We start from the raw sequence: 24,235 nt of genomic DNA, 5'->3' as shown, positions 1-24,235 counted from the left end.
ACTCATGCCTCCTCGCGAACTGAGAAACGACGCCGCTGCGTCACCAACAGCACGCCGCACAGTAAAGCCGGAATCACGATCAGAACGAAGGCGATCCGATAGCTGTCAAACAGCGCCATCATCGCGCCGAACAAAGGCGGTCCCACGACAACGCCCAGAAAAGTGCAGGTCAGCGCTCCGCCCGTAGCCATACCCGTTTTTCCCGCCGGCGCCTGCCGCGCGATTTCTGCCAGGTATACGCCATTCCAGCCGACGGCTGCCGCGCCCAGCACCACCAGTGCAAGCGCCACCATCGGCACAGGTGCCTGGGCCGACAACGACGCCAACACCAGTACCCCCAACCCCATCAAGGCTGCCAGCACGGCCAGCATCAGGACCGCCCCCAGATAGCGGTCGGCACACCATCCCCAAAAAATCCGTCCCACCACCCCGGCCACCTGGCCCAACGACAACAGGGCGCCCGCAGCAATCAAGGTGTACGCGAGACTATCGTGCAAATACGTCACGAGGTAGGCACTGAACGACCATTGCACCGCCGAAAAGCATAACGATGCGCCAGCTAACAGCGACAGCGTTCTATGCGAAAAAATCAACGCCAGCGGCGCACGTAGGCCTCCCAGTCCCGCTGTTCGGGCCGGTTTGCGGTCCGCATCCAGTTCCGCGCGTACCCATTGCGCCAACAACGCACAGACCAGGCATGCCGCAGCCGTCACCAGCAGCGCTCCCTGCCACCCCACGCCGATTTCGAGCTTGGGGGCCAACAGACCCGCCAACACGCCTCCCAGCGGCACGCCGGTCTGTTTGACGGAAAACACGAACGACATCCGATTCACAGGCGTGGTCTGGATCAGCAGATGCGAACTGGCCGGCGTGATCGGCCCATAACCGAGCCCCAACAGTATCGCGCCGATAGCCAGCAACACCGTATATCCGGCCACGCTCAAGAGCAGCCCTGCCGCACACAGCACCAGCCCCAATTGACTGGCACGGATCGCTCCCAGTCGAGACACCCAGCCGCCAGCCATCAAGCTGCCTGCCATCGCCCCGACATACATCAACGACACGTAAATGCCGATCGACTCGCCCGCTACGCCCGTCTGGGCACTGATCGCGGGTGCCAACACCGGCACCACCAATGCGGCTGCAGCCACCAATGACTGCACCGCCAACGTAATCGCCAGAACTGCGCCGCTGGAGACTCTCACACAGGCACCTGCCATTCACGGCGGAATGACTCACGGTAACTGAAGCGATCCGCGGGATGGACACTGACGGCCAGTTCAACCAGCGCATCGCGCGCATCCATATATCGGCGCTCGAGCCGCAAGCCTGCCGATCCAGCCTTGACCCCCAGGCGGGACGCCAGCGCCTTGTCCAATACGACACCCTGTATATCCTGATGCACCGTCGTGATCTGCACGTCGAACTCGTCCTCCAGAACCGCGTACAGCGCACGCGTCATCCGGCCCTGTATGCCCGTCACCGAGCGAAAGGCCGGCGCAATGTACGCGTCAGTCAAACAGATAGGCGCGTCATGCGCCTTGGTGTAACGCAGCCCCCATACGTGCAGCCAGGTTTCGCCCGGCGACGCATCCAAGGTATCTGCCAGGTCGCCGTCTACATTCAACAATGCCTGGCCCTCGATTTCCAGAGAGGTTTCGTAGGCATATTGGCGCAGATCCGTGATCCCCGACATGGTTTGCGTGTACTGCGTCACCGGCGCCTGCCGGAGCACGCGGCTGCCGACGCCCGCCTGACGCGTCACCATCCCCATCTGGACCAACTGCTTGACCGCCTCGCGGATGGTAAAGCGCGACACGCCAAACTGATCACACAATTCAAACTCGGTGGGCAGCAAACTGCCCACCGGATACCGGCCCGCTCGTATCTCGTTGATCAGCGTCGTCGCCAGCTGCAAATATCGTGGACGGCCTCCTGGCGCTTCGATCTTTACTGTCATAAAACGGCATTCTTCCTCAAACTGGCAATCTGATCAGGTCCATAACCCGCCTGCGCCAGCAACTCGTCAGTATCAACGCCCATGGCTGGCGCCGCCCGGGTCAATGGGGCTTCTCCAGGGCACCGGATCGGCGACGCCACATTCCGTATTGCCCTGCCCTCCGTATCATAAGCGTCCAACAGGCACTGACGCGCCTTTACAAACGAGCTATCCAGCGCCTGGGCCACATCATAAACGGGCGCCGCCGGCACCCGGCCCGCAAAACGCGCCATCCAGTGGTCTGTCGTCTGGGACATGAAGACGGTTTCCAGCTCCTCATTAAAGCGGTCGCGGTTCTGCAAACGATCCTTGAAACTGCGGTAGTCCGGATTATCGATCCACTCGGGATGGCCCATCGATTGCGCCAGCAAGGGCCAGAACTTTTCCTTGTTGCACATGATAAAGATCCAGCTGTCGGCCGTACGATACAGCTGGCTGGGCACCAGCGAAGGGTGACCGGACCGGGGCGCACGTCCTGTCTTGTGCCCGCCGTTCAAATACCATGTCGCCAGGTATCCCAGGTTATGCAACGCCACGTCGAACAGGCTGACATCCACGTCGCGCCCTGTCCCGCTCTGGCGTGCGCCCAGAACAGCCGACACCAGCCCCAGCGCAGCCGTTGTTCCCGTCATCAAATCGATGATGGACAGCCCGAATCGCGACGGCGGACCATCAGGCTCACCGGTGAGCGAAAGGTATCCCGCCTCCGACTGCATCAGATAGTCATACCCCGGCCAGCTCGCGCGCTCGCCATCACGGCCATACGCTGATAAATGCACGCAGACGATATCCGCCCGCACCTCACGCAAGGCATCATAGGTCAGTCCGAGCCGCCCTGGCAGGTCTCCGCGCAGGTTATTGAATACCGCATCGGCGTGCCGGCACAGATCGCGCAGCACCTGCTGGCCTTCCGGCTGTTTCAAATCCAGCGTGACACTTTTCTTGTTGCGATTGAAGGCTTGATAAAAATGGCTATCCCCTGGGCCGAAATAGTGTGGCCCCACGGCGCGGCCGACATCGCCGCCATCGTGGGGGTTTTCGATTTTGATGACCTCTGCACCTAAATCGGCCAGATGCTGCGTGCCGAACGGCCCCGCGCCATATTGCTCCACGGAAACAATACGTAATCCAGTGAGCGGCAGACTCATACGCGGTTCCTCTCGACCAACTGCTTGGAAATGATGATGCGCTGCAGTTCGTTGGTGCCTTCGCCAATGACCAGCAGCGGCGCATCGCGGTAGAACCGCTCGACCAGGTATTCTTTCGAATAGCCATATCCGCCATGAATACGCATGGCTTCCAAAGAGTTCTCCACGGCTGTCTCGGTCGCAAAGAGCTTTGCCATCCCCGCCTCCATGTCGCAACGTTCGCCGCGGTCATAGGCTTGCGCCGCTTGCAGCGTCAACAGGCGTGCGGCTTGTGTGCGCGTCGCCATTTCACCGAGTTTGGTCTGGATGGCCTGATGCTCGCAGATCGGTTTGCCGAACGTCTTGCGCTGCTGAGCGTACTTGACTGATTCGCGCAACGCCGCTTGCGCCACACCGACACCGCGGGCGGCCACATTGATGCGGCCCAACTCCAGTCCGTTCAGTATCATCTGCAGACCCCGGCCCTCGACTCCGCCAATCAAGCGATCGGCCGGAATGCGGTAGTTCTCGAATACGAGCTCGGTCGAGTCAATGCCTTTGTAGCCCAGCTTTTCGAGTTTCCGGCTGACGGTGAAGCCCGGCCCTTTCTCCGCGATGAAAAGACTCATCCCTTTATGACGCGGCTCAGCTTGCGGATCCGTTTTGACCAGCAGTGCAAAGCAATTGCCGTAATAGCCATTGGTGATCCACATCTTTGCGCCATTGACGACATACTCGTCACCTTCGCGCCGTGCCGTGGTCCGGATCGCCTGCAGATCGGTGCCGCAATCGGGCTCCGTCAATCCAATGCCGCCACGCAACTCGCCCGTCGCGAAACGAGGCAGAAACGCCTGCTTTTGCGCCTCTGTACCGTTGCGCTGTACGGCGGCCGCCATGATCAGATGCGAATTCAGAATGCCCGACAGCGACATCCATTCCTCGGAAATGCGCTCAATGATCTTGGCATATGTCGTCGTCGACAAGCCCAGTCCGCCATATTCCGGCGCAATCAGGCATCCGAACAGACCCATGGCCTTCATTTTTTCGACGATTTCTTCGGGATAGACATCGTCATGCTCGAGCTGCCACACATGAGGCCGCACCTCTTGCTCCAGAAATCGGCCGACCATATCCAGAATCAGTTGTTCCTGTCCATCATCATGCATTGTCATCAGATGCTCCTCAACACCTATAGGCGGCACACGCCGCTCAAGCCTCGCGTCCCAATTGATCCGCCAGCGTGCGCGACGATCCTTGTTCCATCTGCAGCACGCTCTGTTCAAGGGCATCAGCGTGTGCCGCCGACATTCGGCGCAATACGTTGTCCCGATACTTGGCCCGGATATCCGATTCGGTCAAAGGCCGGTCTTCCGCACCGCGGTTGACTGCCTCGCGCTCGCGCAGAACACGGCCGTCTTTCAGCTCCACGATGACCTCGCCCGAGTAATGCTTTGGAAAACCGCTATCGGGATCGTGCCGGTAATCCGTCACCTCGGCCAAGGCCAGCACAGCAGGATCCCGCAACGCGTCCGGCTCCAGATCGTCCAGCGTCAGCCGGCCTTTGCACAATGCTGTGCCAACCAGGTACGGAATGCTGAACTGCGCCTCATAGCTATTGGCGGGTTTGCGCTTGGAAGACTCGGGCTCGCATACCGTCTTGACGACCTCCTGCGGCACCAGCACAGTAATGCGATGTACTTGTTTCGCAGAGATCCCTTGCGCATGCAACCGTGCGGCGGCATCGACACTGGCATGCGTAAAATGGCAGGCAGGCAAAGGCTTGACCGACACGCGCATCAATTCCCATCGATCACCGAGTTCGGCAGTGGCCAGGCCCAGGTCATAGTCGGCTCCGCTCAAATGACTTGCATACAAGCCGAACCTCCCCTCATAGGCTAAACGCGTACCGGTATAACCATGCTTGCCGAACGTGGCTGCCGTGATCCCCGCCGACGCGGCCCAGCCGGGATGCATGCGCTTGTTCCATGCGCCGTCGTTGAGAAACTCCAGGCTGCCCGAGGCCAGAGACAAGGCGATACCCTGCGCATCCACCATCTGCTGTACGTTCAACCCGAGCAGCCAAGCCGCTGCCAGGGCGCAACCAAAGGTGCCGATCAATCCCGTGGGATGAAAACCTATTTGATGAAAACCGCCCTTGGCTACCGCCCCCAAGCGCGTGGACACCTCCATACCCAGCACATAGGCTGCCACCATGTCCGCACCACTGCGGCCCTCGCGCGCCGCCAATGCCAATACGGTAGGCAACGCCGACGCCGTGGCATGAATCACGCCTCTGGCATGGGTGTCGTCATAATCCAGGCCATGTACCAGAATGCCATTGGCCAACGCGGCGTTACGCAAGTCCATGCGTCGTGAGCTGCCGATCACGACGCTATCGCCACCACCATCCAGTTCGTCAATAGCGGCCAACGCACGTCGGGAAAAATCATAACCACGCGAAGCGATGGCGATACCGATGGAATCCAGCATCAGCAGCCGCGCCCGCTCGCGCACCTCATCAGGAATGCGCCGCGCATCGAAACCGGCAGCGTATTGCGCCAACACCTCTGACAGAGCCAATCCTGCGGCGGGCATTGCATTGTCTTTCATGTCTGTTCTCCAGAGTCTATAGCGATGCCGTCAATGCACGAGCGTCAACGACAATGCGGGCACAAAAGTGATCAGGGCCAGGGACACCAACCTGGTGACGTAGAACGGCACCACGCCACGGGCGACCTGCTCGACCGGGATACGGGCAATACCGCTCATCACGAACAGGTTCAGGCCGATCGGCGGCGTCAACGTCGCGATCTCTACGTTTGCCACCATGATCACGGCGAAGTGAACAGGATCAATCCCGAGGTGAGTCGCCATGGGAAAGAGCAACGGCGCGGTCAGCACAATCATGGCAACGCCGTCCAGGAACATGCCCAACGCCAGCAGCACGACATTCGCCAGCAGCAGAAACTGCCACGCAGTCATGTCCATGCGTTCCATGAAACCGATCAGCGACGCCGACACCCCCATACGTGCCAGAATGAAGCCGATCAGGCTTCCCCCCATGACCACCATGAAAATCATGGTGGACTGCAGGATCGACTCTTGTGAAGCCTGCCACACGTCCCGCCATTTCATCGTGCGATAGATCAACACGCATAACAATGCGGCATAGCCCGCTGCGACAGCCGACACCTCGGTGGGCGTGAAGATGCCCAGGTAAATGGATCCCAGCACCAGCACTGGCATGGACAACGCACCCGCGGCACGCGGCAAACGCCGTGTAAAGCCCGCGAAATCCGGGGTTCCCGCCGTATTCCCGTAACCATGCCGGCGCGTCAGCCATACCGTGGTCATCAACAGAAACGCCGCTTCCATCAAACCCGGCAGGATTCCTGCGATGAACAATTTGTCCACCGGCAATCCGACAATAGAGCCAATCAGGATGAAACCCAATGATGGCGGGATCATCAAACCCAATGTTCCGCCCACCGCAACCAAGGCCGCCGAAAAACGTGGCGGATAGTTCTCACGCTTCAGGCCATCGACCGTCGCTGCGCCAATCGCGGCCGCCGACCCAACACTCGATCCCGACACGGCCGCGAAGAACACGCACGCCAACATCACCGTCAGCGCCAATCCTCCACGCACGCAACGCACCAGGCTGCCGATGAGTTCGATCATGACAGCGACGATATTGCCGCGCATCATCAAATTGCCCATCAGTACAAACATGGGAATTGCCATCAGTGGATAACTATTGATGGACTTGAAAGCCGTCTGGGCAACGACCGTCAGGGGGACGCCGTCGACCGACAGCACCATGCCGCTGGATACCAGGCCCATCGCCGTGCCCACATGAGCCCCCAGCGCGAGCAGCACCAATAAGCCAATAACAGAGAGTCCCAGTGTCATAGCGACGGCTCCTGACGGCTCAACGCTGCAGTGACGCTTGCGTCGGGTACCTCATCGACAGGCTCGGGGGCAAAGGGATCTCCCCAGCGCCACGCATACCATGCGGCGCAGGCATAGTAGATAAACAATGCCACACCCCCCACCGGCATCGCCAGAAACAGCAGCCACATGGGCAGCTCCAGCGATGATTCGGACACCATGCCCATCGAATAAAACCGCTGCACTTGAGGGATGGACGAATACGCCAGAATCAAAGCGAACCCCATGCCCGCAAAGCAAGACAGCAACCAGACCGCGCGCTGCGCCGTCAACGGCAAACGCTGGACCAGCAACTCGCTGCGAATGTGGTAATGGCGAAAGCCGGCAATCCCCAATGTCAGGAAAAAGGCCCACACCATCAGAAAACGCACAGACTCTTCAGCCCAGAAATAGCTGACATTCAAGACATAGCGGCTAAAGCCTTCCACGATCATGATCAAGGTCGCGCCCAAGGCAAGCACAGTGGCCAGCGCCAACGTCAATCGGGATAACCAGCCCAGCTTGCCGAATACCGGCGTAATGGCGGCTGCAGGTTGCATAGTCTTGCCTGACGCCTGCTTTGCAGAGGTCAGCGCAGGGGATTCCAGATTACTTGCCATCATGGACACACTCCTTGCGTATGTTTTCCAGCTCGGCAATCGCATCGGCATGCTTGCTGCGAAACCCTGCCCCCGCTGCGACGACACGCTCCTTCAGTTGCTCGACCTGCTCAGGCGCCATGACCCGGTAATGCCCGCCCTGGGCCACCATCTGCTCGATCAGTTGCTGATCCTTGGCCACGGTCTCTTTCCACTGCTTGGCGATGATCTCGTTCAACACGTCGTGGATGGCCTTGCGCTGGTCCTCGGGCAGCGCATCCAGCCAAGGCTTGTCCACTGTCACGGCGGACGTGGCCAGCCCCATGCCTGGCGCCAAGGTGGCGAATTTCGCGGTTTTCCCCAAGACATCCACCCACCCTGCGGGGGACGTCATGGCGCCGTCAATCGCCCCCTGGGACAAGGCGGCCGACATTTCCGAAGCAGACATGGAGATCGGACTGGCCTGCACAGCGCGCATCGCGTCCAGCATGATCTGTCCACCAATGACCCGGATCTTCTGGCCCTTGAGATCGTCCACGCTCTGAATATCGCGATCTTTCATGAGAAAAATCAGATCGGCCGTGCGCAGGAAACCCAGCACTTGTATGCCGCGAGGCTCGAGATAGCCTGAAATCTGGCGTGTGAACCGCTGCGAGAAACAAGGATTGGTCATCTCCTCCGAGGTCAGTGCAAATGGCAAGCTGGCCACACCGACGCGCGCATCGAACTGCTCCAAGCGCGAAGACACCGGCCACACCATATGCACGGCGCCCGTACCCAACGCCGCCAGCCCATCGCGATCGTTATAGAGTTGCGACGCCGGAAAATACTTTCCTTGTATCGCTCCTCCCGTGCGCTGCTTCACGGCAGCAATGAACTGCTCGATGTAGGGGCTAGGATTGGTCGCCGATGGGATTTCACTGGTGATGATCATGTCGGCTGCGTGTGCCGCAGATCCCCACCCCACCACCGCGGCTGCTGACCAGGCAATGGCCCAGTTCCGAAGTGCTTTCATTTCGTCTCCTCCGTTGCCGTGGTCCGGCTATCCCGATGCGATGGAGCTGTCCATGCTGCAGGGCGCCGCTGATGCCACTCGGTGAATTGTTGATACCGCCGTCCTAACGCCAGCACACGGTCTTCGCCCAAAGGCGGCCCCACTAATTGCATCCCCAACGGCAAGCCCTCCGCCCCTTGTCCTGCTGGTACGCTCAGTACAGGCAATCCGAGATAATTGATTCCTCGCGTCCAGATCGACAATAGGGCAAACTCCCGTTCCAGGCGGGCTTGGTCTGCATGCTGAGTGGGCGCCACCAGTGGCGCGACATCCGGCGTACTGGGCAACATCAACGCATCGGCATCGCCCTGAATGTCTCGCAAATACCGTTGCAAGAATGCATGCCGCAGACGCAGCGCATCGTAGTAATCCACGCCAGACACCAGCAAACCGCGCGAGATCCGGCGACGGACCTGATGTCCGTACGCATTACCGAACTGACGCAGCCACCGCTGATGCAAGGCCGCGGCCTCGACTGCCAGCACGACGGAGGCCAGAACACTCGCCTGCTGCAAGGTGGCATAAGGTGACGGGACCATGACGCACTCAACGCCGGCATCGCGCCATACACGTTGCGCTTCATCCAACGCGTGCCGCATCGCGCCGGAGATCGGATCGCCGTCGTCCCATTGCGGCACAGCCACCTTTAAGCGCCGCGATGCTGCGCCCAAGGTCACCGGCGCATCCAGGCAAGACAGATCCGCGCAGTCCCGCCCTGCGATGGCTCGATATGCGTAGCCGCAGAGTTCAGCCGACCACGCCAATGGACCAATACAATCCAGGCTCGCCGACAAGGGCATTGCCCCGGCGGCACTGACGCGATACTGCGTAGGCTTTAAACCAGTCAAACCGCACAACGCAGCCGGCAAGCGAATCGAACCGCCCGTGTCGGATCCGATCGCCAATGGCACATGCCCTGCTGCCACCGACATGGCCGCCCCGCTGGAACTGCCGCCGGACACTCGGTCCAGGTCCCAAGGATTACGGCCGGGCCCGTAGGTTTCATTCCAACCGGTGGGAGACATGGCGAACTCGGCCATCTGCTGCGTTCCCAGGATGACAGCGCCGGCACGGCGCAAGCGCGTGACGACGGTGGCATCTGCTTGCGCCTGAGGGCTGCCGGCACGCAGCGGCGTTCCCCAGCCCGCCGTGCGGCCCTGCATGTCGAACATATCCTTGATGCCCACAGGCATTCCATGCAATGGGCCGCGCCATTTGCCATGACGCTGTTCCTCGTCCAGTGCGCGTGCATCGGCCAGTGCAGTGTCGGCATCGATATGCATCCAGGCAGCCTTGCCAGGCTGGCGCTGTTCAATCGCTGCCAGGCTGGAACGCACCTGGTATTCACTATCCTGCGATGCGCTGCGGGCCTCAATCGCGACATCAGGGAACGGCTGGGGGGCCAACGCACGCAGCACCTGGCCAAATGGCTCGCAGGTCTGCATCATGTCAGATGCCGCCCAATCCTGTCTGAGGTCTATTCTCAGGGCCTCGACCATCTCCGCCAATTCCGGCACGTCCCCCGCATCAATGGGCAAGTCGCGCGCTTGTGACCACTGCAATGCCGATTCAATGAGCGCGCTCATTTCAGACCCCGCAACGCTTGGCCAGCTCGTCGACCTGTTTGACGACCTCGGGGTATTTGTCGGTGTAGACCTTTCTGGCGGCCTCGGCACGGGTTTTCCATTCCGCGCTGGCAGCCTCGTCGGCCACGCGATAGACCGATCCCTCGTCCTGCATTTTCTTCACGAGTCTCGCGTCATCTGCACGAGCTTCTTTCCATTGACGCGGAATGATGCTGTTCAAGCTGTCCACAATGGCTTGACGTTGCGATGCCGAAAGCGTCTCCATCCATCCCCGGTCCACCACGATGGCATAGGTGGCCAACGACATGCCCGGAACATGGAATGCGTACTTGCCCGTTTTGCCGATCATCTCGGCCCACCCCGCCGGTGACGTCAACACGCCGTCGATCGCGCCCTGCGCAAGCGCCGAACTCATTTCCGATGCGGCCATGGAAATCGGGCTGGCACCAAAACCACGCACCATGTCCAGGAAAATGCGGCCCCCCGTCACGCGCAGTTTGGCTCCCTGCATATCAGCGAGCGACTTCACGTCCCGGTCACGAAAGATGAAAAACAGATCTGCGGTGCGCAACAGGCCCAACACCTGCAATTGCCTGGATTTCAATCGTTCGGATATCAGATCGGTCAGGCCGCTGGCAAAGCAGGCGTTTTCCATTTTTTCATCAGACAGGCCGAACGGCAGATTCAGATAACCCAGACCCGCATCCAATGTCTCGAGCCGCACAGATACCGGCCATACCATGTGCACGGCACCGGTGCCCAATGCCGCTACCCCGTCCTGATCGTTGTACAACTGCGAGGCGGGAAAGACCTTGACTTGAACTTCGCCGTTGGTGCGTTTCGCAACGTCCTTGGCAAATTCATTCATGTATTGCGTTTTCCAGTGCGAAGCCGCGACTTCGGAAGTCAGCACCATCTCGACCGCACCGGCGCTCATTGGGATGGCCAACGCGCATAGCACCGCAAGCCGGCGGAAAAACGGATAAAACATAGCAATATCTCCTGAAGTGAGTACTGCAATGCCACGGTTCTCTCCAGACGTAGAGAACCCTTGAGCCACGCAGGCTCATCAAACAGCTGAAAGTGAAATGCCGGCGTTACTTGTCGCCGACGGCGTGGCCGCGTTTGGGTACCAGGCAGGATCGGATGAAGTTCATGACTTCGACGCCGTTCTGGTTATAGGCCCGCGTCCGGGTCGTCACGATGCCCTGTGTCGGCCGGCTGCGCGACTCACGCAGCTCCAGTACTTCCGATTCGGCATACAAGGTATCGCCGGCGAAAACGGGAGCGGTCAGATTGATCTCTTTCCAACCCAGATTGGCGATCGCCTTACCGCTGACATCCGCTACGGTCATGCCCAGCACCATCGCCACCGTCAAGCCACTGTTGACCAGCAAACGGCCAAACTCGCTTTGCGCAGCAAACGCCGCGTCGCAATGCATGGGATGAAAATTCATCGTCAACAGCGAAAACTGAATGTTATCGGCATCGGTCAAGGTGCGGCCGGGCCGATGCTCGTACACAGCGCCTAATTCGAATTCCTCCAGATAGCGTCCAAAGCTGAAGCGATACCGCTGAGGACCGGTTTCCACTACCTCCATGCTGCCTCCTTTGTTCAATTTGTTAGTTTGTCTGGACAAATAGTCCTCCAAGCGCAAGAACGTGTCAACGACTTTTTGTCGTGCGATGCAACACAGGCAAAAAAAACGCTGGCATCGCACACATGCGATGCCAGCGCTCTTGGCCGAGGGACTGTTAGCGGGCGATGTTAATTTGCCGCATTCAGAAATGCCCTGACCTGCTCAGGTCTAGGCAAGGGATCGACCGCCCCATATCCGGTCGTGGACAAACCTGCGGCCGCGTTGGCGTAATAGCAGGCCTGCAACCAATCGTCACCGGCGCAGGCGCGCGCCAATAAATTACCTGCGAAGCAATCGCCCGCCCCGGTGGCGTCGACGGCTTTCACGCTGCGCGGCGCAATGGGCGTGCGAGTGAGCTTGTCGTCCAGGATCACGCCCTTGCTGCCCATCTTCAGTACGACGATGGCGTGGTCGTTGACGGCGCGAATCCAGTCCAGGATCGCATCCGGCTGGTCCATGCCGGTCATCAACGCCATATCGTCCAGACCTGGGAGAAACACGTCGCACTGCGCGATGGCTTCGCGCAGGATGGCGCGAGCGCGTGACATCGGCCACAGGCGGGCGCGCAGGTTGGCGTCCAGGCACGAGCGCGTCCCGGCGTTGCGGGCGCGTTCCATGGCGGCGAACACGGTATCGCAGGCGGTGGTGCTGATGGCCAGGCTGATACCGGATACGTGCAGATAGCGCGACCGTTCGACCAGTCCATGCTGCAAGTCCGCGGGCCGCATGCGCGCGGCAGCCGACTCGTGGCGTGCATAGCTGAAGCGATGGCCGTCCGCCGCATGCTGCACGAAATACAGGCCGTTGTTGGCCTGTTCGTCACATATCATGCCGGACACGTCGACACCCTCGTTGCGCCAGGTTTGCAGCAGCAATTCGCCGAAATCGTCGTTGCCGCCGTAGCGGCCCAGATAGGCGGTGCGAGCGCCTGCGCGCGCTGCGGCGATGATGACGTTCGAGGTGTCGCCGCCGATGCCTTGGCGGTACATGGGCTCGCCCGGCACGGTCTGGTTGAATTCGATCAAGGCCTCGCCCAGGCCCACCACATCGAAATCATGCGCGGCCATGGGCGGCCTCCCGGGTCTGGCGCACCGCCGCCAAGAGGCTGTCGGTGTCGCGGGCGGCAAAGGCTTTTTTGTCGTAGAGAGAGGACCCTATACCGACGAAGTTGGCGCCTGCGCGGAAATAGTCGTGCATGTTGTTTGTCGATATGCCGCCCGTAGGGCAGAACACGGTGTCAGGGAACACGGCTCGCAGGGCGGCTAGATGAGCGGGGCCGCCGGTGTCGGCGGGAAAGATTTTCACGACGTCGGCGTTGGCCCGGTTCGCGGTCATGACTTCGCTGGGGGTGAAGGCGCCTACGAGGCATAGTTTGCCGGCCTCGTGGGCGGGCGGGATCATGTCGGTGGCTAACCCAGGGGAGACGAGGAAATCGGCGCCGGCCTTGAGTACGGCGTTTGCCTGAGCGGCGTCCATCAAGGTGCCTACACCTAGCAGGACGGCACTGCCGTGTTGCTGGCGCAGGGTTTGCAGGACGTTCAGGACGTCGGGAATGGTCCAGGTCAACTCGATGGCTTCGAAGCCTGCACGGATGGCGATGTCTGCGGCGTAGAGGGCTTGCTCGGCGTCGGTGTAACGGAGGACGGGGACCACGCGGGTCTGGATCAATGCGTTTAGCAGAGGGGTTGGCATGGGGATTGTCCTGGGGATGTTCTGTTCACGGAGGACGGTGACTCCGCGTCTTCAACTTGTTTTATACGCTGGCGGTCATGCCGCCGTCTACGTAGAGGGTGTGGCCGTTGACGAAAGAGGAGGCGTCGCTGGCCAGGAATACGGCAGCGCCGACGAGCTCTTCGGGATTGCCCCAGCGGCCGGCGGGGGTACGTTGGCTGAGCCACTGGGTGAAATCGGGGTTGTCTACCAGGGCCTGAGTGAGTTCGGTGCGGAAATAGCCCGGAGCGATGGCGTTGATTTGCAGGCCGTGACGCGCCCAGTCGGTCGCCATGCCGCGCGTGAGGTTGCGTACAGCACCTTTGGTGGCGGTGTACGGGGCGATGCCAGGGCGGGCCAATTCGCTCTGTACGGAGGCGATGTTGATGATTTTGCCGCGGCCGCGCGCGATCATGTGAGTGGCCGCAGGTTTGCTGACGTAGAAGATGCTGCTGATGTTGGTGCGCATCAGGGCATCCCATTGGTCTACAGGGAATTGCTCCAATGGGCCGCGATGTTGCATGCCGGCGTTGTTGACCAGGATGTCGATGGGGCCAAATTCGGATTCGGCCCCGTTGATGCCGGTTTGTGCGGCGGCGGGATCGGTGACGTCGAATGGCAATGCGTGAGCGGACAAGCCTTCACCGCGCAAACGCTGTACTGCCTCGTTCAGGCGCGCTGCGTTGCGCGCATTCATGATGACGGTGGCGCCGTGCTGAGCCAACCCACGCGCCAACGCGTAACCGAGCCCCTGGCTGGAGCCCGTGACGAGGACACGCCGGCCGGACAGGTCAAACAGGGACGAGGCGGTTGCCGATGAGGGCGTTGCCGGTTGGTTTACATGCTGTGCCATGGGGCTTCCCTGTAATCCTTATCGCCATTTTCCGTTAGATGTCTTGTCATCATGCTGCTTCAGGCATCGGGACGTTCCACGTTGATGACGAGATGATTCTCATACATGGTCTTGCACGGGCCATGCATCAGGCTGGCCGGCTCTGTGAGCACGGCGCAGCCTGCGAGGGATCAAGAACCGCTCTTTGCGCGCAAAGCTGCGAGCTCTTTCTGAACGCGGTCCACGACGTCGGCACCAATGGTGGCTTTGTGCTGCTCGTACACCGATTGGACTTTGTCGCGCATGCGTTTCTGCTCTTCGGGGCTGACGTTGTTGACCTCGAGGCCAGCCTTTTTGATTTTGGCCAGGGACTCGCCGTTCATGGTGCGGATGACTTTGCGTTCCTCTTTGCCGCCCAGCACGGCGCATTCACGCAATGCGGCCTTCTCGTCATCGGAATAGCGGCTCCAGATCGGCTTGGAGAACAAGACCAGGAACGGCGTATACGCGTGATTGGTCACAGAGATGTATTTCTGCACCTCATAGAATTTCGAGGTATCGATGGTCACAAAGGGATTTTCCTGGCCATCAATAGCACGCGTTTCCAAGGCGGAGAAAATCTCGCCGAACGCCATCGGGGTCGCATTGGCGCCCATGGTGCGGAACGTGTCGAGGAAGATATTGTTCTGCATGACACGCAGCTTGAGGTCGCCAAAGTCTTCCCATTTGCTCACGGGATGTTTGGAGTTGCTCAGATTGCGAAAGCCATTTTCCCAGTAGGCCAGGTTGACCACGCCCGCCGCGTCGAGTTTTTCATTGATGAATTTTCCGAACTCGCCATCCATGACGGCGTCGGCCTCTTGTTCGTTGCTGAACAGGAACGGCAGATCGAACACGCCCAATGCGGGCACCAGGCCCACCAACGGCGAGGACGAGGTGATCACGGCCTCTTGGGTGCCTGAGCGCAGCGCTTGCGTAGCCTGCATATCGTCGCCCAGCGAGCTGCTCCAGTATGCGGTGATCTTCATTTTTCCGCCGGATTTCTCCTGCAGGCACTCATTAAAGACTTTGACGCCGTTACCGACCGGGTGCTCTTGGGCCAATCCATTGGACAGGCGAATGTTGCGCGACTTGAAGTCGCCCGCGGCGGATGCAGGCAACGCGGTAGCGGCACCCAGAGCGGCGATGGCGGCGGCTATGACTAGTTTCTTCATGTAGATCTCCTCATCTGATCGGCAGATTTTGTCTTTCGATATCAGTCAATAAACGTTGGACTTGGGTAAAGCGGCGAGTCTTGTTGCTCGCTTCGTACGTCTGGCCGCAACGTGTCGTCACGGCGAACTCAACATCAGGAATCTAGAACAACCAATGCATGGGCACGGTGATCAGTTCCGGGAAAATCACGAACAACACGAGCAACACTGAATACGCCAGCAGGAACGGCATCACTCCCCACACCACACGCCCCAAGGGGACGCGCGCCACACCGCTGACCACGTTCAGCACCACTCCAACCGGCGGCGTCAACAAACCGATGCAGTTGTTCATGATGAACATGACGCCGAAATACACGGGATCGATGCCGGCGAGTTTCACAATAGGCATCAGCACCGGCGTCATGATCAAGATCGTGGGCGTCAGGTCCAACGCGGTACCGACAACCATTACCAGCAGCATGATCACGAACATGAGCAACTTGGGCTGGTCTATCAAGGGTTCGATCAGCGCCGTGACCTCCCCCGGGATGTCCGCCGCGGTAATCAACCAGGCCGATACCATGGCGGCGGCCACCAGGAACATCACCACGGCCGTGGTCTTGCCCGACTTCAGGAATACGTCGTACAGATGGGAAAACTTCAGTTCGCGGTAGACGAATGTGCCCACGAACCAGGCATAGACGGCCGCCACCACGGCAGCCTCGGTCGGCGTGACAACACCCATCCGGATGCCGCCCAGAATGATCACTGGCATGCCCAGCGCCCATGCGCCGCGCCCCGTCGCCTGCAAGCGTTGTTTCATACTTTGCTTGGGCAAGGGTTTGATGTCGGATTTGCGTACCAGCCACAGCCACATACCCACCAGCGTCAACCCCATCATGAGCCCCGGCGCAATGCCGGCCATGAACAATTTGGAAATCGACACATTGGCAGCCACGCCGAACACGATGAACGCCATCGACGGCGGAATCACGGGAGCAATAATGCCTCCCGACGCCATCAAGCCAGCGGAACGAGGAACGTTGTAGCCGGCCTCGCGCATCATGGGGATGAGGATGGACGCCAACGCTGCCGTATCGGCTGCAGCCGACCCCGACAAGCTGGCCATGATGACCGCAGCCAGAATGGCAACGATGCCCAGGCCGCCTTTGATGTGACCCACGCAGGCCAATGCAAAATCAATGATGCGGCGCGACAGGCCGCCGGCATTCATCAACTCGCCCGCCAGCAGGAAAAAGGGAATCGCCAGCAGGGTAAACGTGTCCGCGCCCGTGACCATGTTCTGCGCGACGATCTGCGCATTGAACATATCCATGTGCCACATCAACGCGATACCGCAGAAAATCAAGGCAAAGGCGATCGGCACGCCTACTGCCATGGCACCTAGCAGCGAACCTACAAAGATCAGCAACGTCATCAGACCACCTCCGCAATCTGGCCGTCTTCACCGACGAAGCGAGCAATTTCTTCGTCGCTGATCCTGCCTATCAATACCTGTATCAATCTCAATGCCGAGATCAAAAAGCATGCAGCGCCAGTGAACAGCCCGATGCCATAGACCCAGGCCAGAGACAGCCCCGTGACCGGCGCGAACATCGTGGCGTTGATATCGAACTGCATGACCGCGCCCCAAAAAAAGATCGCGGAACTGCCCATGATGATGATGTTGCTCAACGCCATGCAGGTCAGGCGGCCGCGCCGTCCGAAACGCTGCACCAGGCTTTCGATGCCCATATGCGAATGCTCGCGAAAGGTCAGCACGGCTCCCACAAAGGTCAGCCAGACAAAGCAGTAGCGCGACAATTCCTCGGACACCACGATGCCGGAATTGAATCCGTAACGCAGCAGCACGTTGCCAAATACCATGACCACCATGGCGGCCAGCAACAGGACCATAATGAGGCCCAGAAATTTGTAAAACAGTTCAGTGACTCGTTGCATACCTGTCTCCTTGGTGATCGCGCTGTGCCCTCCGGCGTGCGCGATACGTTATTAGTCCTCATGCAGAGCAATGCTGTGGCGGGTCTCGGCCCGCCGGGCTTTCTATGCCTTGGGTGCCAACAATCCTCGTTCTGCCAGGTTGCGCATCAATGCACCCACGCCAAACGTCCACTCCGGACATGCGTCGGACGTATCGACCCAGTTGACCAGTTGTCCCAACGCAGGCGTCGAAATACTGACGCGATCACCCACCTCATGCGTAAAGCCCTGCCCCTCGCCGCGTCGATCTTTGGTCGGCGCAAACATGGTGCCCAGGAACAACACCGCGCCGTCGGGATATTGATGGCAACGATTCAACAACTGATCGGCCAGATTGCGCGGCGAGCGGCTGATTGCCGACATGGCGCTGATGCCTTGCATGCGAAAACCGTCGGGCCCTTGCACATCCAGCGACACTTCCAATTGGCCCAGGGATGCCAGCGTGAAATCGTCATCCAGCAGACGAATAAAGGGGCCGATCGCGCACGAAGCGTTGTTATCCTTGGCCTTGCTCAACAGCAAGGCCGACCGTCCCTCGAAGTCACGCAAATTGACATCGTTGCCCAGCGTCGCGCCGACGATACGGCCGTCCGAGGTGATCGCCAGCACGACTTCGGGCTCGGGATTGTTCCAATGCGATCCGGGATGGATGCCGATCGTCGCACCGCAGCCCACGGAGGACATGGGCTGCGCCTTGGTAAAGATCTCTGCGTCCGGGCCGATGCCGACCTCGAGGTACTGCGACCACAGGCCCATATCCTGCAGCAGCGCCTTGACCTGTTGTGCCTGTTCTGAACCTGCCACGAGCCCGCGCAGGTTATCGCCCAGCACGGGTGCCAGTTTGGCGCGAATCGCCTGAGCCTGAGAAGGATCGCCTTTGGCTTGCTCTTCGATCACGCGCTCCAGCATGCTATCGGCAAACGTGACGCCTGCAGCCTTCACCGCTTGCAGATCCAGTGGCGCCAGCAATTCGCCCGCTGAACCATCCAGAAAATCCTGCACGCTTCCCAACACAGGCAAATCCTGGTTCTGATCAAACTGCGTCAGCAGGTCAGAACGCTCGAGCAACGCGGACAGTGTGCATGCCACACTGCTGACGTCATGGAGCTGTCCTTGGCGCAAAAACACAGGACATGGGCCGCCCATTTTTTTAGACCAGACGCGGCCGACCAGACGGGCCTGGTCGACGTCGCGGGGCAAAATATCCGCGGCGGTCAGCCGCGCACGTTGGGCTGCGGCGTCGCTTCGTTCGGGGATGGTGCCTGAGGATGCGCTGGGCGCGGTCATTCTGGTCTCCTGGTCGCGCATGTCGCGCGAATACGGTTGTCGTTAGAAATGAATCTATTGCGAGCGGCTCGTTCTGCCTCGATATCAGGTCACTGCACCACGATCTCTGAGGCGATCGCCGGTAGGGGTTTCCAAATGCAGGTCCAGACGCGCGGCCGCCCCCAGAATATGGGCTCGCATAGCGGCACGCGCCTGCATCATGTCGCGCGACGCGATGGCATCGCGTATCGCGGTATGCTCGGCAACGGTGATCTGCACAATCTGTTCCAGCTCGGCGCGCGCACGCGCCACCGCAATCGTGTTGGTGATTTTTTCGCCGATGAATCCTACGAACATTGCGTAGTACTCGTTATGCGTAGCGTCGGCCAGAGCGCAATGAAACTCCAGATCCGCAGCAACGCCTTCGGATGTCCAGCGCGTATCCATGCCGCGCATGATGTCGAGCGCCTCATCCAGGCGTCCCAGTTCGTCGGCTGTGTGATGCAAGGCAGCCAGTCCTGCAGCCTCGACCTCTAAAGGCACACGCAGCTGAAAGAGACTGCGAAAGCTCTCGGGGTTAGACAAGTCGGTACTGTCAATGCGAATGACCGGCCGGCGCTGCGGCTCCAGCACAAAGGCTCCGACGCCTTGGCGCGTATCGAGCAGGCCCTCATTCCGCAATTGCGCGATAGCCTCGCGCACGACCGACCGGCTCACGCCAAACGTCTTGGCCAGCTCGTGCTCCGTAGGCAGTTTCTCGCCGGCCTTGAGGCGGCCCGACGAGATCTCCTGTCCTATGGTGGCAGCGACTTTGGCAGGCAAATGCTCCAAGCGCTGGATCTGTCCGAAATTAACCATTGTGTTCCTGCGTTTTCGTGTCAGCGCACATCATGCATCGCTGCGTATCTGGCAATTGGGATTCAGCCTGCCGTCCGGATCAATCGCCCGCTTGATAGCCGTCAACAGCTGGCGGCGCGGGTCGCTGATACGCGCTTCGAATTCGGGGCGTTTCAAGCGGCCAATGCCATGTTCGGCACTGATACTGCCGCGAAACTCATCAATCACCGCATTGATGCAGTCCTTGGCATCGTGAATCACGCGATCGCGCTCGACGGCATCCGCCGAAGCCGGCGGGATCACATTGATATGAACGTTGCCATCACCCACGTGACCATATGACAGCGTCAGGCAATCGGGAAACTCAGCTCGCAGCCGCGTCTCTGCCTGCTCTACGAAACTCGACAATTGCGACAGCGACACCGACACATCGGTACGCAAATGCGCGCCGCGCTGCGCCTGACCCTCGTTCATGGCTTCGCGGAATTTCCAAAGATTGGCAGCCTGCGCCCGAGAGGCCGCCACCACCCCATCACGCACCAACTCATCGGCCATGACGTTTTCCAGAAAGTGGTCCAGCAAGGCGCGCATATCGACCAGGCCCGAACCCGAGAGCTCCATCAGCACATAACCGGGATGGTCCATCGCGATCGGCAGCGTCAGGCTGGGAATCGCCTCGCGCGCCAGCATGAAGGCCGATGGCGGCATGAACTCGAAAGCGGTCATCAGATCGCAGCAATCGCGCCGTGCGCGGCGGTACAACGCAATCGCAGTGTGCAGTGAGTCCACGCCCAACAAGGCGGTCTCGACCTGCTCGGGACGCGGGTGCAGTTTCAACGACACCGCGGTGACCACACCCAGGATGCCTTCGGCGCCGATGAATAATTGCTTGATGTCGATGCCGCGATTGTCTTTGCGCAAGGTTCCCAACGCGTCCAGGATCGTGCCGTCGGGCAGCACTACCTCCAGCCCCAATACCTGTTCGCGCGCCATGCCATAACGCAATACGTTGATGCCGCCGGCATTCGTACTGATATTGCCGCCAATCTGGCAACTGCCCTCCGCGCCCAGCGACAGGCCCAGGAACATATCGGCATCCTCGGCGGCCTCCTGGATCTGTTGCAGGATACAGCCCGCCTCGACTACCGCAGAAAAATCGCCCGGGTCCATGCTGCGCACCCGGTTCATGCGTTCCAGGGTCAACACGACCTGATTCTGTGGATCGTCGGGCGTGGCGCCCAGCACCAGGCCCGTATTGCCCCCTTGCGGGACGACGGCCAAGCCTAGCTCAGCACATGCGCGCACCGCCTCTGCCACCGCCTGTGTCGAATCGGGGCGCAATACGGCGACCGCCCCCGAGGTCACATCGCCATGCCAGTCGCGGCAATAGCGCGCCTGATCCGTGGGATCGGTAATCACCGACGCAGCCCCCAGCCTGTGCACCAAGGCGGTCTGCAAATCAGCGACACGGGCAATAGCCGACGATGTCATGCGAGTCTCCAGATTTTTTTCGTTGGACTGGTTTTTACCAGTAGTCAGCCTGTCAGACAACCCTATAATAGGTCATCAGATTACCTGGAAGTGCAGGTTATGCCTACTAGAGATCAACCCTAGCTCTCAACAAAAATATCGTATCGGGCCCTGGGATGCCCGGAGGAGACTGCAATGCATATCGCCATCATTGGCGCGGCCGGGATGGTCGGCCGGAAATTGACGGAATCGTTGACGCGTGACCCGGTGCTGGGCACGCAGAACGTAGACCGGCTGACGTTATGGGATGTGGTGCCGCCCGAGGCGCCTGCGAAATTTCGAGGACAGGTTGATTGCGAGGCAGCGGATTTATCCGAGCCGGGCAAGGCCGAGACCCTCGTCGCCGCCCGGCCCGACCTGATCGTGCACCTGGCTGCGATCGTGTCGGGCGAAGCCGAACTGGATTTCGACAAGGGCTACCGCATCAATCTGGACGGCACCCGCTACCTGTTTGATGCCATCCGTTCGCAATCTACGGCCGATGGTTATAAACCACGCGTCGTGTTCGCCTCGTCGATCGCCGTCTATGGCGCACCGTTGCCCTACCCCATTCCCGACGATTTTCACCATACGCCGTTGACGAGCTATGGCACGCAAAAAGCCATCAGCGAACTGCTGCTGTCGGACTACACGCGACGCGGCTTTTTCGATGGGATAGGGATACGTCTGCCGACTCTGTGCGTACGCCCGGGCAAGCCCAACAAAGCGGCATCGGGCTTTTTTTCCAGCATCCTGCGCGAGCCCCTGGTAGGCCAGGAGGCGGTGCTGCCCGTTCCCGAGGATGTGCGGCATTGGCACGCGTCGCCGCGTTCGGCCGTGGGATTCCTGCGCCATGCCGCCACGCTGGACTTGCAAGGTGTGGGGCCGCGGCGCAATCTGAACATGCCTGGTGTCAGCGCCACCGTCGGCGAACAGATCGAGGCATTGCGCCGCACAGCCGGTGACAAGGCCGTCGCCCTGATTCGGCGCGAGCCCGACGCCATGATCACGCAAATGGTCCAAGGCTGGGCCCCCGGGTTTACCGCCACGCGGGCACGTGAACTGGGCTTTACGGCGGAATCGTCGTTCGACGAGATCATTCGCGCGCATATCGAAGACGAACTCGGCGGCAAGCTGGGCTAACCCGGAGTAGACATGGACAACAGTAAAAAACCCGTCAAACGGCTGCGTTCACTGGACTGGTTCGACAACCCCGATCACATCGACATGACGGCGCTGTATCTGGAGCGCTTCATGAATTACGGCATCACTCCAGAAGAACTGCGCTCCGGCAAACCCATCATCGGCATTGCGCAAAGCGGCAGTGATCTGGTGCCCTGCAATCGCGTGCATGTGGAACTGGTCAAACGCGTGCGTGATGGCGTGCGCGATGCGGGCGGCATCCCTATCGAGTTCCCTACGCATCCCTTGTTCGAGAACTGCAAGCGCCCCACCGCCGCACTCGATCGCAACCTGGCCTATCTGGGCCTGGTGGAAATCCTGTACGGCTATCCCATTGATGGCGTGGTGCTCATGACCGGTTGCGACAAGAGCACACCCTCTGCCTTGATGGCCGCGTCCACAGTCGACATTCCCGCTATCGTGCTGTCCGGCGGCCCCATGCTGGACGGCTGGCACGAGAATGAATTGGTCGGCTCCGGCACAGTCATCTGGCGCTCGCGCCGCAAGCTCGCAGCCGGACAAATCAACGAAGAAGAATTCATGCAGGCCGCATTGGACTCTGCCCCCTCGGTGGGTCATTGCAACACCATGGGCACGGCCTCGACCATGAACGCCATGGCCGAAGCGCTGGGCATGTCGTTGACCGGCTGTGCGGCGATTCCGGCCGCCTATCGCGAACGCGGCCAGATGGCCTATCGCACGGGCCGCCGGGCGGTGGAGCTGGTGCTGGACGACATCAAACCCTCTGACATCATGACGCGCGCCGCCTTTTTGAATGCCATTCGGGTGAATACCGCCCTGGGCGGCTCTACCAATGCGCAACCGCACTTGATGGCCATGGCGCGCCATGCGGGTGTGGAACTGCCGCTGGACGACTGGCAACGCGAGGGTTACGACCTGCCGCTACTGGCCAACGTGCAGCCTGCCGGCAAATACCTAAGCGAGCGCTTTCATCGTGCAGGCGGCGTGCCCGCCGTCATGTGGGAATTGCTGCAGCAAGGCAAACTGGACGGAGATTGCCCCACTGTCACGGGCAAGACCGTGCGTGAGAACCTGCAAGGCCGCGAAAGCACGGATCGTGAAGTCATCTATCCATATGCCACGCCATTGAAAGAACGCGCTGGATTCATGGTGCTCAAGGGCAATCTGTTTGATTTCGCGATCATGAAAACCAGCGTGATCTCGGAAGAATTCAGACAACGCTATTTGAACGAGCCCGGCAGCGAAGGCATTTTTGAATGCCGTGCGGTTGTATTCGACGGGTCCGAGGATTATCACCGCCGTATCAACGACCCGGCGCTGAATATCGATGAACGCTGCATCCTGGTGATCCGGGGAGCCGGTCCCATCGGCTGGCCAGGCTCTGCCGAGGTCGTCAATATGCAACCGCCAGACGCTCTGTTGCGTGCAGGAATCTCAAGCCTGCCGACCCTGGGCGATGGACGTCAATCGGGCACGGCCGACAGCCCATCCATTCTGAATGCATCGCCCGAAAGCGCGGCCGGCGGCGGGCTATCGTGGCTGCGCACGGGTGACAAGATACGCATCGATTTGAACCGGGGGCTCTGTGATGCCCTGGTGGATAATGCCGAAATCGCCCGCCGTAAACAAACCGACGGCATCCCGGCTGTGCCGCCAGACGCCACGCCCTGGCAGATGATTTATCGCCGCGGGGTCGGCTCATTGGCAGAGGGAGCTGTGCTGGAAGACGCATTGCAATTCCGGAAAATCGCACAGCGCATGCCACGCCACAATCATTGATGAAGC

22 protein-coding genes are annotated in these 24,235 nt (G+C 60.1%); 2 read left to right on the top strand and 20 right to left on the bottom strand.

Annotated features, from left to right (window positions below; genetic code table 11):
- Positions 1-2: 2 nt before the first annotated feature.
- The 20 genes from ACNA0I_RS08655 to ACNA0I_RS08560 form a co-directional block, all read right to left on the bottom strand.
- The gene (locus ACNA0I_RS08655; protein ID WP_415805679.1) at positions 3-1,205 is read right to left on the bottom strand and encodes an MFS transporter; all 1,203 of its coding nucleotides are present in this window, start codon (positions 1,203-1,205) and stop codon (positions 3-5) included.
- Positions 1,202-1,960, bottom strand: a complete 759-nt coding sequence (locus ACNA0I_RS08650) for a GntR family transcriptional regulator (protein WP_415805678.1) — start codon at positions 1,958-1,960, stop codon at positions 1,202-1,204. The genes ACNA0I_RS08655 and ACNA0I_RS08650 overlap by 4 nt, the downstream gene beginning before the upstream one ends.
- Positions 1,957-3,147 carry a CaiB/BaiF CoA transferase family protein gene (locus tag ACNA0I_RS08645; RefSeq protein WP_415805677.1) on the bottom strand — a complete coding sequence of 397 codons (1,191 nt, stop codon included), beginning with the start codon at positions 3,145-3,147 and terminating at the stop codon, positions 1,957-1,959. Before ACNA0I_RS08645 ends, ACNA0I_RS08650 begins: the two co-directional genes overlap by 4 nt.
- Positions 3,144-4,298, bottom strand: coding sequence for an acyl-CoA dehydrogenase family protein (locus ACNA0I_RS08640; protein WP_415805676.1), 1,155 nt, complete (start codon positions 4,296-4,298; stop codon positions 3,144-3,146). Before ACNA0I_RS08640 ends, ACNA0I_RS08645 begins: the two co-directional genes overlap by 4 nt.
- 37 nt (positions 4,299-4,335) lie before the next feature.
- Positions 4,336-5,736 (bottom strand): MmgE/PrpD family protein, encoded by a 1,401-nt coding sequence (locus ACNA0I_RS08635; protein ID WP_415805675.1) that lies wholly within the window; start codon positions 5,734-5,736, stop codon positions 4,336-4,338.
- Between the two features lie 30 nt (positions 5,737-5,766).
- On the bottom strand, positions 5,767-7,038 hold the full coding sequence (locus tag ACNA0I_RS08630) for a TRAP transporter large permease (protein ID WP_415805674.1): 1,272 nt from the start codon (positions 7,036-7,038) through the stop codon (positions 5,767-5,769).
- Positions 7,035-7,679, bottom strand: coding sequence for a TRAP transporter small permease (locus tag ACNA0I_RS08625; RefSeq protein WP_415805673.1), 645 nt, complete (start codon positions 7,677-7,679; stop codon positions 7,035-7,037). Before ACNA0I_RS08625 ends, ACNA0I_RS08630 begins: the two co-directional genes overlap by 4 nt.
- On the bottom strand, positions 7,666-8,670 hold the full coding sequence (gene dctP / locus ACNA0I_RS08620) for a TRAP transporter substrate-binding protein DctP (RefSeq protein WP_415805672.1): 1,005 nt from the start codon (positions 8,668-8,670) through the stop codon (positions 7,666-7,668). The genes ACNA0I_RS08625 and dctP (ACNA0I_RS08620) overlap by 14 nt, the downstream gene beginning before the upstream one ends.
- Entirely contained in the window at positions 8,667-10,295 is a 1,629-nt protein-coding gene (locus ACNA0I_RS08615) for an amidase (RefSeq protein ID WP_415805671.1), read from the bottom strand. Before ACNA0I_RS08615 ends, dctP (ACNA0I_RS08620) begins: the two co-directional genes overlap by 4 nt.
- A gap of 1 nt (position 10,296) precedes the next feature.
- Positions 10,297-11,286: a TRAP transporter substrate-binding protein DctP gene (gene dctP, locus ACNA0I_RS08610; RefSeq protein WP_415805670.1), complete on the bottom strand. Its 990-nt coding sequence runs from the start codon at positions 11,284-11,286 to the stop codon at positions 10,297-10,299.
- 106 nt (positions 11,287-11,392) lie between these two features.
- Positions 11,393-11,896 (bottom strand): MaoC family dehydratase, encoded by a 504-nt coding sequence (locus ACNA0I_RS08605; protein ID WP_415805800.1) that lies wholly within the window; start codon positions 11,894-11,896, stop codon positions 11,393-11,395.
- A gap of 167 nt (positions 11,897-12,063) precedes the next feature.
- Complete coding sequence (locus ACNA0I_RS08600; RefSeq protein ID WP_415805669.1) at positions 12,064-13,002, bottom strand: sugar kinase; 939 nt, start codon at positions 13,000-13,002, stop codon at positions 12,064-12,066.
- Entirely contained in the window at positions 12,989-13,627 is a 639-nt protein-coding gene (locus tag ACNA0I_RS08595) for a bifunctional 4-hydroxy-2-oxoglutarate aldolase/2-dehydro-3-deoxy-phosphogluconate aldolase (RefSeq protein ID WP_415805668.1), read from the bottom strand. The genes ACNA0I_RS08600 and ACNA0I_RS08595 overlap by 14 nt, the downstream gene beginning before the upstream one ends.
- A 61-nt stretch (positions 13,628-13,688) precedes the next feature.
- Entirely contained in the window at positions 13,689-14,498 is an 810-nt protein-coding gene (locus ACNA0I_RS08590) for an SDR family oxidoreductase (RefSeq protein WP_415805667.1), read from the bottom strand.
- A 170-nt stretch (positions 14,499-14,668) separates the two neighbouring features.
- Entirely contained in the window at positions 14,669-15,691 is a 1,023-nt protein-coding gene (locus ACNA0I_RS08585) for a TRAP transporter substrate-binding protein (protein WP_415805666.1), read from the bottom strand.
- A gap of 142 nt (positions 15,692-15,833) precedes the next feature.
- Positions 15,834-17,111 (bottom strand): TRAP transporter large permease subunit, encoded by a 1,278-nt coding sequence (locus tag ACNA0I_RS08580; protein WP_415805665.1) that lies wholly within the window; start codon positions 17,109-17,111, stop codon positions 15,834-15,836.
- Positions 17,111-17,635 (bottom strand): TRAP transporter small permease, encoded by a 525-nt coding sequence (locus ACNA0I_RS08575; RefSeq protein ID WP_415805664.1) that lies wholly within the window; start codon positions 17,633-17,635, stop codon positions 17,111-17,113. Before ACNA0I_RS08575 ends, ACNA0I_RS08580 begins: the two co-directional genes overlap by 1 nt.
- 102 nt (positions 17,636-17,737) lie before the next feature.
- Entirely contained in the window at positions 17,738-18,961 is a 1,224-nt protein-coding gene (locus ACNA0I_RS08570) for a fumarylacetoacetate hydrolase family protein (protein WP_415805663.1), read from the bottom strand.
- Positions 18,962-19,045: 84 nt separating this feature from the next.
- The gene (locus tag ACNA0I_RS08565; protein WP_415805662.1) at positions 19,046-19,798 is read right to left on the bottom strand and encodes a FadR/GntR family transcriptional regulator; all 753 of its coding nucleotides are present in this window, start codon (positions 19,796-19,798) and stop codon (positions 19,046-19,048) included.
- 30 nt (positions 19,799-19,828) lie between these two features.
- A complete protein-coding gene (locus tag ACNA0I_RS08560; RefSeq protein ID WP_415805661.1) occupies positions 19,829-21,268 on the bottom strand; it encodes an FAD-binding oxidoreductase in 1,440 nt (479 codons plus the stop codon).
- Between the two features lie 174 nt (positions 21,269-21,442).
- Between ACNA0I_RS08560 and denD the strand changes: the two genes are divergently transcribed.
- Both denD and ACNA0I_RS08550 read left to right on the top strand, forming a co-directional pair.
- A complete protein-coding gene (gene denD, locus ACNA0I_RS08555) occupies positions 21,443-22,429 on the top strand; it encodes a D-erythronate dehydrogenase (protein ID WP_415805660.1) in 987 nt (328 codons plus the stop codon).
- A gap of 12 nt (positions 22,430-22,441) precedes the next feature.
- Positions 22,442-24,229: an IlvD/Edd family dehydratase gene (locus ACNA0I_RS08550; RefSeq protein WP_415805659.1), complete on the top strand. Its 1,788-nt coding sequence runs from the start codon at positions 22,442-22,444 to the stop codon at positions 24,227-24,229.
- Positions 24,230-24,235 lie beyond the last annotated feature (6 nt).

The organism is Bordetella muralis (genome assembly GCF_965139205.1).
In the GTDB taxonomy this organism is placed as follows: Bacteria; Pseudomonadota; Gammaproteobacteria; order Burkholderiales; family Burkholderiaceae_B; genus Bordetella_A; species Bordetella_A muralis.
Note: the sequence above shows the minus strand (reverse complement) of the source record. Positions and strands in the feature narration are given on the sequence as shown.